This is a genomic window from Muribacter muris (assembly GCF_004569585.1).
GTDB lineage: Bacteria > Pseudomonadota > Gammaproteobacteria > Enterobacterales > Pasteurellaceae > Muribacter > Muribacter muris.
In genome coordinates this window covers 1-16668 of record NZ_SPPA01000032.1, presented here as the reverse complement: position 1 = coordinate 16668, position 16668 = coordinate 1, and the positions used below count along the sequence as shown (strand labels likewise).

At 45.8% G+C, this 16668-nt stretch carries 12 protein-coding genes, 1 other RNA gene and 2 pseudogenes; 8 read left to right on the top strand and 7 right to left on the bottom strand.

All coding sequences use genetic code 11. The features are described from left to right. Window positions 1-122: 122 nt before the first annotated feature. From E4T80_RS11415 to E4T80_RS11405, 3 genes and pseudogenes are all read right to left on the bottom strand, one after another. Window positions 123-785, bottom strand: a pseudogene (locus tag E4T80_RS11415) (integrase arm-type DNA-binding domain-containing protein); the annotation flags it as partial. Window positions 786-1014: 229 nt separating this feature from the next. Beyond that, window positions 1015-1380: a transfer-messenger RNA gene (gene ssrA, locus E4T80_RS11410) on the bottom strand. Between the two features lie 72 nt (window positions 1381-1452). Continuing rightward, window positions 1453-3015, bottom strand: a complete 1563-nt coding sequence (locus tag E4T80_RS11405) for a glycoside hydrolase family protein (RefSeq protein ID WP_135058502.1) — start codon at window positions 3013-3015, stop codon at window positions 1453-1455. Between the two features lie 190 nt (window positions 3016-3205). On the opposite strand from E4T80_RS11405, the gene rpoH reads away from it, so the two are divergent. The 6 genes from rpoH (at window position 3206) to rpoD (ending at window position 12244) form a co-directional block, all read left to right on the top strand. Beyond that, window positions 3206-4150, top strand: a complete 945-nt coding sequence (gene rpoH, locus E4T80_RS11400) for an RNA polymerase sigma factor RpoH (protein WP_135058500.1) — start codon at window positions 3206-3208, stop codon at window positions 4148-4150. 72 nt (window positions 4151-4222) lie between these two features. Next, window positions 4223-6619, top strand: coding sequence for a penicillin-binding protein 1B (gene mrcB / locus E4T80_RS11395; protein ID WP_135058498.1), 2397 nt, complete (start codon window positions 4223-4225; stop codon window positions 6617-6619). A gap of 49 nt (window positions 6620-6668) precedes the next feature. Beyond that, complete coding sequence (mnmE, locus tag E4T80_RS11390) at window positions 6669-8027, top strand: tRNA uridine-5-carboxymethylaminomethyl(34) synthesis GTPase MnmE (protein ID WP_135058497.1); 1359 nt, start codon at window positions 6669-6671, stop codon at window positions 8025-8027. Between the two features lie 132 nt (window positions 8028-8159). Then, a complete protein-coding gene (gene rpsU / locus E4T80_RS11385; protein WP_005598703.1) occupies window positions 8160-8375 on the top strand; it encodes a 30S ribosomal protein S21 in 216 nt (71 codons plus the stop codon). Between the two features lie 140 nt (window positions 8376-8515). After that, window positions 8516-10264 (top strand): DNA primase, encoded by a 1749-nt coding sequence (gene dnaG / locus E4T80_RS11380; protein ID WP_135058495.1) that lies wholly within the window; start codon window positions 8516-8518, stop codon window positions 10262-10264. A 102-nt stretch (window positions 10265-10366) separates the two neighbouring features. Beyond that, a complete protein-coding gene (rpoD, locus tag E4T80_RS11375; protein WP_135058493.1) occupies window positions 10367-12244 on the top strand; it encodes an RNA polymerase sigma factor RpoD in 1878 nt (625 codons plus the stop codon). 43 nt (window positions 12245-12287) lie between these two features. Here the strand turns inward: rpoD and udp are convergent, their stop codons facing one another. Then, entirely contained in the window at window positions 12288-13055 is a 768-nt protein-coding gene (udp, locus tag E4T80_RS11370; RefSeq protein ID WP_135058491.1) for a uridine phosphorylase, read from the bottom strand. Between the two features lie 16 nt (window positions 13056-13071). After that, window positions 13072-13539, bottom strand: coding sequence for a transcriptional regulator AsnC (gene asnC, locus E4T80_RS11365; protein WP_047977900.1), 468 nt, complete (start codon window positions 13537-13539; stop codon window positions 13072-13074). 165 nt (window positions 13540-13704) lie between these two features. Here asnC and asnA point away from each other — a divergent pair, with 165 nt between their 5' ends. Further along, window positions 13705-14697, top strand: coding sequence for an aspartate--ammonia ligase (asnA, locus tag E4T80_RS11360; RefSeq protein ID WP_047977895.1), 993 nt, complete (start codon window positions 13705-13707; stop codon window positions 14695-14697). 189 nt (window positions 14698-14886) lie between these two features. On the opposite strand, the gene E4T80_RS11355 is transcribed toward asnA, so the two are convergent. Next, window positions 14887-15615 (bottom strand): hypothetical protein, encoded by a 729-nt coding sequence (locus E4T80_RS11355; RefSeq protein ID WP_135058487.1) that lies wholly within the window; start codon window positions 15613-15615, stop codon window positions 14887-14889. A gap of 115 nt (window positions 15616-15730) precedes the next feature. Further along, window positions 15731-16459 carry a hypothetical protein gene (locus tag E4T80_RS11350; RefSeq protein WP_135058485.1) on the bottom strand — a complete coding sequence of 243 codons (729 nt, stop codon included), beginning with the start codon at window positions 16457-16459 and terminating at the stop codon, window positions 15731-15733. Between the two features lie 134 nt (window positions 16460-16593). Between E4T80_RS11350 and E4T80_RS11345 the strand changes: the two are divergent. Next, window positions 16594-16668 (top strand): annotated as a pseudogene (locus E4T80_RS11345) (IS1595 family transposase); the annotation flags it as partial.

Here is a 16668-nt window from a genome sequence, read left to right as displayed (position 1 = left end):
GTTTCCATGCAAAGCATACCAGGTTATTCCCTGTTTAAATAACAAGGAGTTTATCAAAAGATGCAGTGGATCACTTTTCGATGATCTTACTGCATCAGCCTGGCGCATTTTTGCATGATCATTAACACATCGGGTTTAATCGTTTTAAAGTGTTCTACGGTTGGACTGTCAAATTCCTTTGAAATATGGGAGAGGGGATTGTGCGGGATAATATCCCGATGCAGAGCGTAGGTCATAATCTCATTGAGCTTTTGGATAGAGCGTTTTAGGGTTTCGAGTGTGCCTCGCTCTTGTAACGGCTTAAAGGCTTTCAGTGCCATCGGGGCAGTAATGGCGGTAATAGGCAATTTCGCAAAATGGGGAAAGAGATTTCGTTCAATCAAGCGTAGGGTATCTTTGGCATAGTTAGCGGAAAAATTCGCCCGTGTCTTGCGGTATTCGAACCAATCCAACGCCACCACCTCAAAGGTCGTGTTAATTTCTGTCTGCTTTGCCGTTTCTTCGGCTTGGCGGTGGAATTGCGGATCGATGTTTTGAGCAAGCAACGCCCGGTATCCTTCCCTTATTTCTCGTGCTTGTTGAAGGGATATATCAGGGTAACGTCCAATAGCTATTTCTGTTCGCTTCTTGCTGAATGGCTTATAGTAATTAAACCGCCACAATTTCGAGCCATTTGTTTTTACCAAAAGATAAAGCCCTTGCCCGTCTTGTAACTTTATATCGCCCTCTTTTGCTTTGGATTTTTCAATTTCGGTATTTGTCAGCGGTTTAGTAGTACGTGCCATTCTTCCCCCTACCGTACTACTAAAACACGCCTAAGCCTTATATATCAATGGTTGAAACGTTTTTAGTAGTACGTTATTTCACACTTTGGGAGGTGATACTACTAAACGTACTACTAAAAGTCTAGGATTTGGTAGGTTCGGATAGGAACGCACAGGACAATAAAAAAGCCTTGAATTATTGATTTTCAAGGCTTTGAAGTATCTGTTAGGACTTGGTCGGAAGTTGATTTGGTGGAGCTGGGGGGATTTGAACCCCCGTCCGAAATTACTCCATCTTCAGCACTACACGTTTAGTCGGTCTTTGATTTCACTTAGCCACTGCGGACAGACACGCGATAACTAAGCTAGTTTGATTTAATTTAGTGTTTCGATCCTCAAACGGCGGCGTCCACACGATCTCGTTTTGGGTGACTTATCGGACTCCTCGTCTTACGAGCGGAAGCTGAGGCGATAAGGCTTTAAGGCAGGTTATTAAGCTGCTAAAGCGTATTGTTCGTCGTTTGCGACTATTATTTTGCGGTTTGTTTACGAGGCCTACCGCACCTCGACGTGCACCTTGGACTTCGCTAATCCCGTCGAATCCAGAATCAGCCCCAAAAGTGTCGCAATTCTAATGGAAAGCGGTCGGATTTGCAAAATTTTTTGTCAAACCGACCGCTTGCCTCGGCTAACCTCGCCAATAGCGGCTTTCATCCATTTCAAATTCGCCGCTAAGTCCCCAAAATATGCTGTTAGTTGCAACAATGCTGAGCGAGATCCCGCGTTTTTCATTTTTGCTGGCTTGGACAAGAGATTGCCCTTTCCAACTGACGCTATAAGCACCGGACGGTAATTTTTCCAGTTGGCAGTTTTCGGCTTCAAACCCTGTTTTGCCGTCAATGCTGATGTGTAATGAACCGTCCTGTATGACATCTGCCCATATTTGCAGCGTTTCACCGTGAAAATATAAGCCGTTTGTTGCAAAGCTCATTGGTTTTTGTGGCGAACGGGCAACCATTCCGGCAAGCCGATTTTTATCGATATACGCCAGTCCCAAGCCTATATCCCGCCAGCCGCGGTGTCTCCCTTTGCCGCCGGTATAATAAAGGCGGTTATCGCCGGCGGTCATTTGCGCAGCAAAGAGTGTGGCACTGTCAAATTCGCCTTCGAGGTATTTATCCTGTCCGGCGCCGGCAGGAATGAGGATGTTATGATCAGGGACGGCTTTGTTCCATTCGGTGAGGTTGGTTGACCAATAAAGCTCAAGATTAACGGTATCCCAATCCATTTGAGTATTATCGCCCTGTTTGTAAATCGAGGCGAAACCGAAATAGATGTCGTGATGTTCAAAGACGGGCATTGAATAGACTTGTTCTTCGTAGCCTTGTCCGCGTAGCACTTCGTGTAAAGGCGACCAATTTATGAAGTCATCGCTACGCGAAATAGCAAGCACGCGGAAGTTGCTTGCCCAAAGACGGGTGGTGAGGATATATTGGTTGGTGCGGCTGTCTTTAAAGACAGCATTATGACAGTCCGCCCCGATTTTCGGGCTATATGCTTTCCACTCAATTAACTCGGAGAAATGGATACCGTCCGCAGAAAATGCCACGGCAAGTTTACGTTCTTTCTGTTTGCGTGTAATCAGCTTAAAGCGTTTGTTCGGGTCGGGGTCATTCGGTTCAAACAAAACGCCCGTGCCGGCAACATCACGCATCAGTAAGTTATTGGCTTTGCTGCCTTCAAATTCGACAATGCCCAATTCGGGTTTTTCCCAGTGAATGCCGTCTGTTGAGCGTGCGTAAGCAAGCCCGACTTGGCGATCCCGTGATGCCGCATAAGGTTGGTTGGCACGTTGAGTGCGCGGTGTATTGGTAAAGGACGGATCAACAACAAACAGTGTGTAATAACAGTGATAAATGCCTTTATCATCAAGGATAACGTTGGGATAGCCGTTGTCTATTCGAGGTTCCCAGCGTTTAGGCGGATCTTCGTTAATCCCGTCAATAAACAGAGGATTACGTTGATCTTTTTTGACCTCCCCCATTTTCAGCCGCATATTTTGCATTTTATTGGCGGCATAAATACCGGTATCAAAGGCAAAATAGTGCTTATTGGATCGTTTGGGGGGACGAGGTTCGCTAGCGGAATATAGCTGAAAACCGTTTGCCGAGGTTAGTTGAGGGTTGAGTGCGAGAGCGGCGGTTCCGCTTAAACCTAATAAAAAGGTTCGACGAGAAAGAGTGATGCGCATATGCAATCTCCACTGACTAAGGGAACGGCGGCAGTATCTACCGAGAATGGGCAAAAATCAAGCAGAAAGTATAAAATATGACAATCTTTAAAAAATGTCGTTGCTTTAGGCACATCGTATAATTTATCCGTTTGGCATTTCTATTATAAAGCGGTAAGATCTGCCAACATTTTTGCAAATAAAGAACAGAATGAAACAGGATAACGCACCAAAACAGCTCGATGAGGTCGATATTATCGAGCCGGACGAAGTGGAACTGCTGGAAGGGAATGATGATGCCAATCACCCTGCCCTTGCCAATACAATGCTTGTGCCGCAAGGGGGAAACCTTGACAGATATATTCGGATGGCAAACCAATACCCGATTTTAACGGCGGATCAAGAAAAAGAGCTTGCCGAACGGTTCTACTATGATGAAGATTTGGACGCTGCCAAGCAGTTGATTATGTCGCACTTGCGGTTTGTGGTGCATATCGCGCGTGGCTATCTGGGCTACGGCTTGCCGTTGGCGGATCTGATTCAAGAGGGCAATATCGGTTTAATGAAGGCGGTAAAACGCTTTAATCCGGAAGTCGGGGTGCGTTTGGTCTCGTTTGCGGTGCATTGGGTGAAGGCGGAAATTCACGAATATGTGCTGCGTAACTGGCGGATTGTCAAGGTTGCCACTACCAAAGCCCAACGCAAACTGTTCTTTAATTTACGCAAAAATAAACAGCGTTTGGCGTGGTTCAACGAGGAAGAAATTCAGAAAGTCGCGGACGATTTGGGCGTTACCCCTGAAGATGTGAAAGAGATGGAATCCCGTATGACCGGTCAAGATATGGGCTTTGATCTACCGGTGGGCGAAACGGACGATGAAGCCTATGTGCCGTCAATGTATATTGAAGACGACAGCTCCAATTTTGCCGATGAGCTGGAAGAAGAGGAGCATACGGGGCGGGCGACTGCCCAGCTTGCCTATGCGTTGGCACAGTTAGACGAACGCAGTCAAGATATTATCAAAACCCGCTGGTTAGACGATAATAAAGCGACATTACACGAACTTGCCGCTAAATACGGCATTTCTGCCGAGCGGGTGCGTCAGTTGGAAAATCAAGCGTTAAAGAAAATCAAAGACGCTATCAGTTTGGAATAATGGGATCACAGGCGGGCGGATTTTGCAATTTTTTTACTAAATCTGACCGCTTACCTAATCAACGGTCAAACAATGTCAAACAATACGGAAAAACAACCACAGGATCAGCCTGAACAGTCGGCGAAAAAGCCTTACATCATTCCGACCTGCCTGAAATTGATGCTTTTGGGTGCGTGTTGTGTCGGGCTTTACGGCATTTATTTAGACGGTAAAATCCGTGCCAAAATGGACGGGCATATCTGGCAACTGCCGGCGGAAGTGTACAGCCGGATTGAGAGTATCCGTGTTGATGATAATCTCACCCTTGAGCAAGTCAAACTGGCACTGCTTGATAACGGCTACCGTGAGGTTGCTTATATTGCCACACCCGGCGATTTTAAAATTGACGGCGATGCCCTCGTGTTACTGCGCCGGGCCTTTCAATTCCCTGAAACGCCGGAAGCGCAGCGGGTGCTGCGTTTACGCTTTGTGAATGAGAAGCTCGCCCGCATTGAAGACTTGGTACGTTTGAAAGAGGTTGATGAGTTTCGGCTCGACCCGAAATTGATCGCAATGCTCCATTCGGATAATGATGAAGAACGTCAAGCGTTGCGTTTGCAAGATTATCCCCGCTTACTCATTGATACGCTGCTGCTAACCGAAGACAAGCGGTTCTACCAGCACGACGGCATTAGCCCGCTGGGGATTGTGCGGGCGCTGGTAACGAACTATCAAGCGGGCAAAACGGTGCAGGGCGGCAGTACTCTCACCCAACAATTAGTCAAAAATATTTTTCTGTCTAACGAAAAATCCTTAGTGCGTAAGGTGAATGAAGCCTTGATGTCGCTGATTTTAGACTACCGTTACGATAAAAACCGCATTCTCGAAACCTATCTAAACGAAATTTACCTTGGGCAGAACGGCAGCTATCAAATTCACGGCTTTGCCCTTGCCAGCCAATTCTATTTTGGTCGCCCCGTGCAAGAGATCAGCCTCAACCAAATGGCGTTGTTGGTGGGAATGGTCAAAGGCCCGTCTTTATATAACCCGTGGCGTAATCCGCAAGGGGCAATGGAGCGGCGGAATGTAGTGCTACGGATTTTGCTTGAACATCAAGTGATTAACCAAGATTTGTATGAAACCTTGAGTAAGCAACCGCTTGGAGTGAAAGAGAAAGGCAATATTTATCGCCAACAGCCGGCATTTATGCACGCCTTGAACTTGGATATTAAAAATGAGCTGGGCGAAAGCCGCACGGCGTTATTATCCGGTGCGAAAATTTTCACGACTTTGGATCGAAAACAGCAACGTTCGGCGGAATTGGCGGTGATTAACGGCGTATCGGATCTGGAAAACGCCAATAAAAAGGTGAAAGATCTGCAATCGGCAATTGTGGTTGCCGAGTACAAAACCGGCAAAGTCAGAGCCGTGGTCGGCGGGGTGCAGACCCAATATGCCGGCTTTAACCGTGCGATCCAAACCAAGCGTCAAATCGGCTCATTGGTGAAGCCGTCTATTTATGCCATTGCGTTAGCACAGCCGGAGACTTTCCGCCTGAATACGCCGGTGAAAAACCAGCCGATTACGATTACCGTGAAGGGCAGCCCGCCGTGGACGCCACGCAACTACGATCGCCGTTTCAGCGGGTCAGTGATGTTGATGGACGCTTTAGTCCGCTCTCTGAATATCCCGACCGTCAATATCGGAATGAAAGTCGGCTTGAAAAAGGTGATCGCCAAGCAGAAAGAGATGGGCTGGGACAAAGCGGAAATTCCGCCTTATCCGGCAACGCTGCTCGGTTCTTACTCGATCTCCCCTTATGACGTTACCAAATCCTATCAGGTCTTGGCAAATAAGGGGCTAAAAACGCCATTAACCACCATTGAGGCGATTATTTCCGCCAATGGCGAGATGATTTATCAGCCGAATGTTGAACAAACCAGCCGGCAAGTGCTGCCGGAAGAAGCCGCTATCCAAACGCTCTACGCAATGCAGCAGGTGGTGGAACGAGGCACGGCTCGCAGCTTGCAGACGGATTTTGCCCATCTGCGTTTAGCGGGGAAAACCGGGACGACCAACAGCGCAAGGGATACTTGGTTTGTCGGCATTGACGGCGAAAATGTAACGACAGTTTGGCTGGGCAAAGATGATAACAGCAACACCCACCTCACCGGCTCAAGCGGGGCATTGCAAATCTACAAAGAGTATTTGAAACGTGCCGAACCGTTGGTGTTTAAACTGCCAAGCTCTAATCAGATCCAATGGGTCGGGATCGGCAGTTACGGCAACTGGGATTGCAGTAGCCCTCGACAAATTCCGGTGTGGAAAGATCGAGGACAACGCTATTGCAGTGGCGGTAGCACCGTAGTCGCAGCCAAACCGAGTGTTTGGGACGCCTTGTCGCTCGGCAAGGATAACAGCTCGCAGCCGACCAAAGCGGAAGAAGCGGAAGGGCAATCGCCGGTTGATGAAATCGCCCCGAGCGAGTAGCAAGCGGTCGGTTACGCAACATTTTTTGCAAATTTAAAACAGGATAACAATGAAAGAAACTATCGTGGCGCAAGCCACTCCGATTGGGCGGGGCGGGATCGGCATTTTGCGGGTATCCGGCCCGCTTGCAGCCAGCGTGGCGGAGCAGGTATTGGGCAAATGCCCTAAACCCCGTGTGGCGGACTACTTGCCGTTTAAAGACGAAGACGGCACGGTGCTGGATCAAGGGATCGCCCTATTTTTTAAAGCACCGCACTCTTTTACCGGTGAAGATGTACTGGAATTACAGGGACACGGCGGACAGGTTATTCTCGACATTCTGCTGAACCGTATTTTGAAAATCAATGGGTTACGTATTGCCCGAGCCGGTGAGTTTTCCGAACAAGCCTTTTTGAACGATAAACTGGATTTGGCACAGGCGGAGGCGATCGCCGATTTAATTGATGCAACCTCAGAGCAAGCGGCTCGTTCGGCGCTAAAATCACTTCAAGGTGAATTTTCAAATAAAATCAATCAATTAGTTGAAGATGTGATTTATCTGCGTACCTATGTGGAAGCGGCGATTGATTTCCCCGATGAAGAAATTGATTTTTTAGCGGACGGCAAAATCGAAGCGAAATTAACGGCGATCCGCAGCCAACTGGCGAATGTGCGTGCCGAAGCCAAGCAAGGCTCAATCTTGCGGGAAGGAATGAAAGTCGTGATTGCGGGCAAGCCGAATGCGGGTAAATCCAGCTTACTGAATGCGTTAGCGGGGCGGGAAGCGGCGATTGTTACCGATATTGCCGGCACAACCCGTGATGTGCTGCGGGAACATATTCACATTGACGGAATGCCGTTGCACATCATTGATACCGCCGGCTTGCGAGAGGCAAGCGATGAAGTCGAGCGGATCGGCATTCAGCGGGCGTGGGATGAGATTGCCCAGGCGGATCACGTTCTGTTGATGATCGACAGCACGATCTCGCCTCCGGATCATTTTCAGCAAGAATGGGCAACGTTTTTAGCTAAATTGCCTCAAAATATGCCGGTAACAGTGATCCGCAACAAGGTCGATCTGAGCGGCGAAGGCGAAAGTTTAAGCGTGCAAGATCCGTTTACGCTGATCCGCCTTTCTGCGCAAACGAAAATCGGGGTCGATTTATTGCGTGAGCATTTGAAGAAATCAATGGGCTACCAAAGTTCGAGCGAAGGGGGCTTCCTTGCCCGCCGCCGCCATTTAGTCGCCCTCGAAACCGCCGCCGAACATCTGGAGCGCGGGCATATTCAACTGACCCAATTCCACGCCGGCGAGTTGTTGGCGGAAGAGTTACGCTTGGTGCAAAACGCCTTAAGTGAAATTACCGGACAATTCACGTCCGATGACTTGTTGGGGCATATTTTTAGCTCGTTTTGTATTGGTAAGTAAGCACAAATAGGTGATAAGTTATTCTTTACTTCTTGGGTGGGCTAGGGTAGAATAACGCACCTTTTCTAGTTCTATGCCGCCGTCAATCAAGTGCGGCTTTATTTAAACATATTATTCCTGAGGTGATGGCTTATGCCAGTAATTAAAGTTCGTGAAAATGAATCCTTTGACGTAGCATTACGTCGTTTCAAACGCTCTTGCGAAAAAGCGGGTCTGTTAGCTGAAGTTCGTGCACGTGAATTTTACGAAAAACCAACCACTATTCGTAAACGTGAAAAAGCATCTTTAGCAAAACGCCACGCTAAACGTAATGCGCGTGAGAACGCTCGTAATACACGTTTATACTAATTCTCAGTAACGCATTTTTCGTTGAAACCGTGAAACCTTTGGGATCACGGTTTTAATGTTTATAGATTCAGCAAAACAAGCGGTCGGTTTTTGCAGAAAATATGCGATAACTTACCGCTTGTCAATTTAAGGCGATCACAATGAAAGGCTCTATTCCCCGTTCGTTTATTGATGATCTCGTTGCCCGCACGGATATTGTTGAGGTGATCAACAGCCGGGTTAAACTGAAAAAAGCGGGACGGGATTACCAAGCCTGTTGCCCATTCCACCACGAGAAAACGCCCTCTTTTACGGTTAGCCAATCCAAGCAGTTTTTCCACTGTTTTGGCTGTGGGGCGCACGGCAATGTGATCGGCTTTTTGATGGATTACGATAAACTCGAATTTCCCGAAGCGATCGAAGAACTTGCGGCACTGCATAATTTGGAAGTGCCTCGTGAGAATGTGATCAACCGTGATGGTAAGCCTCAAGCGAGTTTACAAACCCGCCGTAATCTCTATGAGCTAATGGCGGAGATTAGCGCTTTTTATCAGCAGACATTGCGTCAGGCCCCCGCCAGCCAAGCCTATTTAGCCGATCGGGGCTTGTCGCCTGAGATCATTGAACGGTTTGAGATCGGTTTTGCACCGAATGCGATGGACGGCGTGTTAAAAGCATTCGGCAAAAATCCTCAAGAAATCCAAAAACTGTTGGATACGGGAATGTTGTCTAAAAATGATCGGGGCAAGGTTTACGATCGTTTTCGCAATCGGGTGATGTTTCCGATCCGAGATAAACGGGGGCGGGTGATCGCGTTTGGCGGACGGGTAACGGGCGATGAAAAACCGAAATACCTCAACTCTCCGGAGTCCGTTACTTATCACAAAGGCAATGAACTGTACGGCTTATACCAAGCCTTGCAGCACAATGAATCGCCTGAATATCTGTTTGTGGTGGAAGGCTATATGGACGTGGTGGCGCTTGCCCAATACGGCATTGATAATGCGGTGGCGTCTTTGGGGACGGCGACCACGGGCGAGCAAATTCAGCAGATGTTCCGCTGTACCGAGCAGATTATCTGCTGTTATGACGGCGACCGTGCGGGGCGGGAAGCGGCGTGGCGGGCGTTGGAGAACGCATTGCCTTATTTACACGATGGGCGGCAGCTTAAATTTATTTTCCTGCCAGACGGGGAAGATCCCGACAGTTTCGTACGGGCGCAGGGTAAGCAGGGTTTTGAAGCCTATTTACAAAATGCCCAGCCGTTGAGTGATTTTCTGTTTGATACGCTGTTGGCACAGGTGGATTTATCTACGAAAGAGGGCAAATCGAAATTAGCCTCGTTAGCCGTACCGCTGCTCAAACGAATTCCGGGGGAGATGTTGCGTGTCTATTTGCGTAATATCTTAGGGCAGAAACTGGGGATCTTAGATCCGAGTCAGCTTGAAGCCATATTGCCGAATCGTGCCGTTGAAAATCGTACGCCTCGCCACAATATGCCGAAAATCGAACGTACGCCGATGCGATTGTTGATTGCGTTACTGCTACAAAATCCGCAGTTGGTTGAAAATGTGCCTCAGGATATTAGTTTTCTCCATTCCCTTGAGGAAAAAGGCTTTGCGTTATTTCTCACTTTAGTAACCGCTTGTCAGCAAAATGTCGGCATCTCAATGGGCGGTTTATTGGAATATTTGCGGGAACACGAGCATTATCGCCATTTGGAGACCTTAGCAAGCTGGGATCATTTGGTTGCAGCGGAAAATATCGAAGATACCTTTATTGAAACCCTCGATTTTTTTTATAAGAAATTAGTCGATAGGCGGATTGAGGTGCTGCAAGCCCAAGATCGCACCGCCGGATTAAGTCTTGAGGAGAAGCAAGAGTTAATGACCTTGCTCTCGGCGCGCTAACAAGCGGTCATTTTTCTTGAATTTTTTGCAAACCTATTTATGAAAGGAAAAGCAGTGGTATAATCTACTACTTGTTTTTGCTCGCACAGAACGGATAAGACTATGGAACAACATTCTCAATTAGAAGAACAGCAATCTCAGTTAGAACTTCTGATCGCACAAGGGCGTGAACAGGGGTATTTAACGATTTCCGAAGTTCACGATCACCTGCCGGAAGAACTGGTTGATGCGGATCAAATTGAAGATATTATTCAGATGATCAACGATATGGGCATTAAAGTGCTGGAAACCGCACCGGATGCCGATGATCTGATGTTGGCGGGCAATATCGCAGACGAAGATGTGGTGGAAGAAGCGACCAAAGTGCTTTCGACCGTAGAGTCCGAATTAGGGCGCACCACAGACCCTGTGCGAATGTATATGCGTGAAATGGGGACGGTGGAATTGCTGACCCGTGAAGGCGAGATTGATATTGCAAAACGCATTGAAGAAGGGATCAATGAAGTGCAATGTGCGGTGGCAGAGTATCCGGAAGCCTTAACCGATTTGATTGCACGCTATCAGCAAGTCGAAGAAGGGACAATGCGTTTGTCCGATTTGGTAACTGCCTTTGTTGATCCGAATGCGGAAGAAGCCGAGCCGATTGATGAAATTCACGATGATTTGGACGATGAAGATGCGGAAGACGTGGCGAGTGTGGACGATGAGAGCGAAGATGAGGAAAGTGAATCCGGTAGTGATGCCGGCGATGACAATTCTATCGATCCCGAATTAGCGCGCGTAAAATTCTATGCTCTAAAGGATCAGCACCAAAAAGCATTGGAAGCGATTCAAAAACACGGGCGGACGAAAGCCAGTGCGAAAAAGCAAATTCAGGCATTATCCGATATTTTCCGTGAGTTCCGTCTTGTGCCGAAACAGTTCGATTTATTGGTTGAAAATATGCAATCAATGATGAAGCGCGTGCGTAGCGAGGAACGCCAAATTCAGCGCTATGCCGTTGAATATGCACAAATGAACAAAGCGAATTTCGTCAAATTATTCCAAGGCAATGAAACCAACGATCAATGGATCGAGATTGCAATTCAAGGTACAGGCAAAACCAAAAAAGATGCCGCACCGAAATTGGCAGATTATGCCGATTCTATCCGTGGGCATATTGCTAATTTGCAAAAATTGGAGTCGGATTCTGGTTTAACTATCGGGCAAATCCGTGAGATTGGCAGTCGAATTTCTGCCGGTGAGTTGAAAGCCCGCCGTGCTAAAAAAGAGATGGTAGAGGCAAACTTGCGTTTGGTGATTTCCATTGCGAAAAAATATACCAACCGTGGCTTGCAGTTCTTGGATTTAATTCAAGAAGGGAACATCGGCTTGATGAAAGCGGTGGATAAATTTGAGTATCGCCGTGGCTATAAATTCTCGACTTACGCAACGTGGTGGATTCGCCAAGCGATTACCCGCTCCATCGCCGATCAAGCCCGCACGATTCGGATTCCGGTGCATATGATTGAAACGATCAACAAATTAAACCGCATTTCCCGCCAATGTTTGCAGGAAATGGGGCGTGATGCAACGCCGGAAGAATTGGCAGAGCGTATGGGAATGCCGGAAGATAAAATCCGTAAGGTACTCAAAATTGCCAAAGAACCGATTTCAATGGAAACGCCGGTCGGCGATGACGATGATTCGCATTTAGGGGATTTCATTGAAGACAGCAGCTTGGAGCTGCCGCTGGATTCCGCCACGGCAGAGAGCCTGCGTATTGCGACAAACGAAGTGCTGGAAGGCTTAACGCCAAGAGAAGCGAAAGTATTAAGAATGCGCTTTGGTATTGATATGAATACCGATCATACCCTTGAGGAAGTCGGTAAACAATTTGATGTAACCCGTGAGCGTATCCGTCAAATTGAGGCGAAAGCATTACGTAAACTTCGCCACCCAAGCCGCTCGGAAACGTTGCGTAGTTTCTTAGACGATTAATCAAAAATCCCTCGCATTTGCGAGGGATTTTTCGTTTGAGAAATTATTGATAATCTAATGCCAACTTGCCGGCAGCGCTAACGACCACATTGATTGCAGTCTCTTCCGAGCCTTTAATCGTGGCTTCATTTGGGATTTCCTGTTGGGTACGGTTCACGATTACACCGGATACCATACCGGCACGCAAGCCTAGGGCGGAACACATTGTAAAGAGTGTGCCGGATTCCATTTCAAAGTTCATTACGTTTAATTCTTGCCACTGCTCAAGAGAACCGCGGAAGTGGCGGTAGATTTTGCCGGAGAAGGTATCGTAACGCTCTTGCCCCGGATAGAATGTATCCGATGAGGCAGTAATGCCAACATAAGGGGTAATGCCGTGTTGTTGTGCTGCGGCATAAAGCGCATTGGTACAGTTAAAATCGGCAACCGCAGGGTATTCTAACGGGGCAAAATGGCGGCTTGCGCCGTCTAGTCGAACTGCGCCGGTGGTAACTAACACATCGCCGACTTGAATGTGCGGTTGAATTGCCCCGGTTGTGCCGATGCGTAAGAAAGTATGCACGCCCAGTTGTGCCAATTCTTCAACACAAATTGAAACGGACGGGCCGCCGATCCCTGTCGAGCACACCACAATCGGCTGCCCGTTTACATAGCCCAGCCACGAGGTAAATTCTCGGGTAGACACAAGAAATTCCGGATTGTCCATTTTCGCCGCAATGCGCTCGTTACGTGCCGGATCACCGGGGACAATCGCAACTTTAGCACCTTTTAACATTGCTTTGGTTAGACCTAGATGGAAGACATCTGACATTTTTCTCTCCTTTAAGTTAGGGTTTAATATCTCGTAAAATCGGGTTTTGCATTGAAATTAGGGTCTCGGTCGATTGAATTTCCTCAATCAGCTGGATTTTGCCCGCCAGCACGAGATGAAGTTCCTCAATCGTGCGGGTCATCACTTTCAAAAAAATCGAATAATTGCCGGTGGTATAATAGGCTTCCACCACTTCATCAAACGCTTTGAGCTTGGCAATCACCTTTTCATAATCTTTCGCACTTTTTAGAATAATGCCAATAAAGCAGCAGACATCATACCCCAATTTGCGCTCGTTGATGCGAATTTTCGTCCCCTCAATAATGCCGGCTTGGCGCATTTTTTCTACCCTAACGTGAATAGTGGCGGCACTGACGCCGAAATTTTTTGCCATTTCAGCATAGGGCGTGCGGGCATCTTGGGTTAAAATACGCAAAATTTGCTGATCAAGCTGGTCGATCTGCGGGGTTGATTGATAGCGTATAGGCAAATTTTGCTCCTTTTTTAGCTTTGATTAGATATTTATTAAAATATAGCATAGTTTTTTAGATAATATATAACATAAATTGCTTTTTATTTGATTTGTATTGAGTTTTTGGCAAAAATCGTTAAATTATCACTATCTTTGTTTTTGATGAGAATTTGAATTATGCAAAAATCCTTTATTTTACAGCAACAAGAAATTAGCTTTGTGAAAAACACCTTTACTCAAAACCTGATTGAACAGCTTGATATTATTGAGGTGCAAGGGCCGATCTTGAGTGAAGTCGGCAACGGTATGCAGGATAACCTCTCCGGTATTGAAAAAGCGGTGCAAGTTAATGTGAAACAAATTCCGAATGCGGTGTTTGAAGTGGTGCATTCTTTGGCGAAATGGAAACGCCACACCCTTGCCCGCTTTCAATTTAAAGAGGGCGAAGGGCTGTTTGTGCATATGAAAGCATTGCGCCCTGATGAAGATTCCCTTGATCCGACTCACTCCGTTTATGTCGATCAATGGGACTGGGAAAAAGTCATTCCTGCCGGTCGCCGCAACTTTGCCTATTTAAAAGAGACGGTAAATTCTATCTATAAAGCTATCCGTTTGACCGAACTGGCAGTGGAAGCCCGCTTTGATATTCCGTCTATCCTACCGAAGCAGATTACTTTTGTGCATAGTGAAGATTTGGTAAAACGCTATCCGGATCTCACCAGCAAACAACGTGAGAATGCGATTTGTAAAGAGTATGGCGCTGTCTTTTTAATCGGAATCGGCGGTAAGCTCTCGGACGGCAAACCGCACGACGGTCGTGCGCCGGACTATGACGACTGGACAACCGAGTCTGAAAACGGCTATAAAGGCTTAAATGGCGATATTTTGGTATGGAACGAGCAGCTTGGCACAGCGTTTGAATTATCTTCAATGGGAATCCGAGTTGATGAAGGGGCGCTACGCTTACAAGTTGGTTTAACCGGTGATGAATCGCGCTTAGAAATGGATTGGCACAAGGATTTACTTGCCGGCCGCCTACCGCTTTCTATTGGCGGCGGTATCGGACAATCCCGTTTGGCAATGTTCTTACTCCGTAAAAAACATATCGGCGAAGTACAATCCAGCGTATGGCCGAAAGCAATGTTAGAACAGTTTGAGAATATCCTGTAATTTGCGGCAAGCGGTCAGTTTCCTAAAAGATTTTGCAACATTATGTAGCAGTTGCACAAAGTTGTTTTTTGTTCGCTTGTAGGGACACACTGAGTGTGTCCCTACATTCTGTTAAAATGTCTATTTTTGTGCATTTGCTACATAATACCAAGATTTTGCAAATACCTCCTTAAAACCGACCGCTTGTATTTACTCATAAGGTTCATAAGATTCCAATAAAACGGGGTTATAATCACCGTTCAACTGTTGATAGTGATAAGCCATATAAGCTTCGCTGGCAAAATCTTCTAATTGCGCCTTTTTAATTTTGCCATAACCTCTTTGTTGCATATAGATTTCTGCTGCCCTAAACCATTGCATCCCTATTTTAAACGGATCGGTTTTAGGTTGTGCCACTAATTCCATTTCAATTTGATTGTTTGGCTCTGTAGCTAAACGAATAATTTTTAATACACGATCTTGATAACCTTGTCTTAGTCTTTTGTTATTTAATACCGCTTGCTCAATCCCTTTTTGAGCCAAAAAGCGAGGTTCTGCGATAATAACTGACTGAATAAAATTATCCAGACTATCACAATCACTGGCATACCACCAAGCATCGCCTCCATCCCTATCTACATTTTGTAAGTAAGGATTTAAAAGCGTTTGGCGATCTTCTTTTCGTAAAAAATTTCCAACCCGTTTAAAATAACAATCATCTATTAATGGATCTAAATAAATACTTGAAGAAAAAAGAGATAAATATAAATCGCCGGTAAATTCATCTGGTGAAAATCGGCTAAAATATACACTTACAATCAGATAAAAATTATTATTGAGATATTTAACAAAATTTAATTCATAACGGGTTGGGAATTGCTGATAACCCAGTTCCTGCATTTTTTCTACCAGTTCTTTTTTAAATAACTTTTTACTCATTTCATCACTCCTTATATGAATTTAACGTGAACGGGATTTTCCACTGTTCACGCAAACAAGCGGTCGGTTTCTTAAAAGATTTTGCAAACATCTCCTTAAAACCGACCGCTTGTATTTACTCATAAGGTTCATAAGATTCCAATAAAACGGGGTTATAATCACCATTCAACTGTTGATAGTAATAGGTCATATAAGCTTCGCTGGCAAAATCTTCTAATTGCGCCTTTTTAATTTTGCCATAACCTCTTTGTTGCATATAGATTTCTGCTGCCCTAAACCATTGCATCCCTATTTTAAACGGATCGGTTTTAGGCTGTGCCACTAATTCCATTGCAATTTGATTGTTTGGATCTATGGCTAAACGAATAATCTCTAAAACAAGATCTTGATATCCCAATCTTAATTTTTTGTTATTCAATACCGCTTGTTCAATCCCTTTCTGCGCTAAAAAACGAGGCTCTGCGATAATAACTGACTGAATAAAATTATCCAGACTATCACAATCACTGGCATACCACCAAGCATCGCCTCCATCTCTATCTACATTCTGTAAGTAAGGATTTAAAAGCTTTTGGCGATCTTCTTTTAGTAAGAAAAAGCCCACTCTCTCAAAATAACTAGTATCACCTGTTGGATCCACATAAGTTCTTGATGGATACAATGATAAATAAAGATCGCCTGTAAACTTATCTGAATCAAACCAACTAAAATACACACTTACAATCAGATAAAAATTATTATTGAGATATTTAACAAAATTTAATTCATAACGGGTTGGGAATTGCTGATAACCCAGTTCCTGCATTTTTTCTACCAGTTCTTTTTTAAATAACTTTTTACTCATTTCATCACTCCTTATATGAATTTAACGTGAGCGGGATTTTCCACTGTTCACGCAAAAAAGCGGTCGGTTTCCTAAAAGATTTGGGGCTGTACTAGATAACTAGGGAAATCTAATTTCAGGTTAGAATAATCCCTATGAGAAGAAGTCGTTTAAGTCAGTACAAGCAAAACAAACTGATTGAACTGTTTATTGCGGGTGTTACTGCTCGC

Bases quoted from the DNA above. Each gene is read 5' to 3' on its own strand.
- E4T80_RS11405 (WP_135058502.1), bottom strand. From the start codon at position 3,015: ATGCGCATCACTCTTTCTCGTCGAACCTTTTTATTAGGTTTAAGCGGA.
- rpoH (WP_135058500.1), top strand. From the start codon at position 3,206: ATGAAACAGGATAACGCACCAAAACAGCTCGATGAGGTCGATATTATC.
- mrcB (WP_135058498.1), top strand. From the start codon at position 4,223: ATGTCAAACAATACGGAAAAACAACCACAGGATCAGCCTGAACAGTCG.
- mnmE (WP_135058497.1), top strand. From the start codon at position 6,669: ATGAAAGAAACTATCGTGGCGCAAGCCACTCCGATTGGGCGGGGCGGG.
- rpsU (WP_005598703.1), top strand. From the start codon at position 8,160: ATGCCAGTAATTAAAGTTCGTGAAAATGAATCCTTTGACGTAGCATTA.
- dnaG (WP_135058495.1), top strand. From the start codon at position 8,516: ATGAAAGGCTCTATTCCCCGTTCGTTTATTGATGATCTCGTTGCCCGC.
- rpoD (WP_135058493.1), top strand. From the start codon at position 10,367: ATGGAACAACATTCTCAATTAGAAGAACAGCAATCTCAGTTAGAACTT.
- udp (WP_135058491.1), bottom strand. From the start codon at position 13,055: ATGTCAGATGTCTTCCATCTAGGTCTAACCAAAGCAATGTTAAAAGGT.
- asnA (WP_047977895.1), top strand. From the start codon at position 13,705: ATGCAAAAATCCTTTATTTTACAGCAACAAGAAATTAGCTTTGTGAAA.
- E4T80_RS11355 (WP_135058487.1), bottom strand. From the start codon at position 15,615: ATGAGTAAAAAGTTATTTAAAAAAGAACTGGTAGAAAAAATGCAGGAA.
- E4T80_RS11350 (WP_135058485.1), bottom strand. From the start codon at position 16,459: ATGAGTAAAAAGTTATTTAAAAAAGAACTGGTAGAAAAAATGCAGGAA.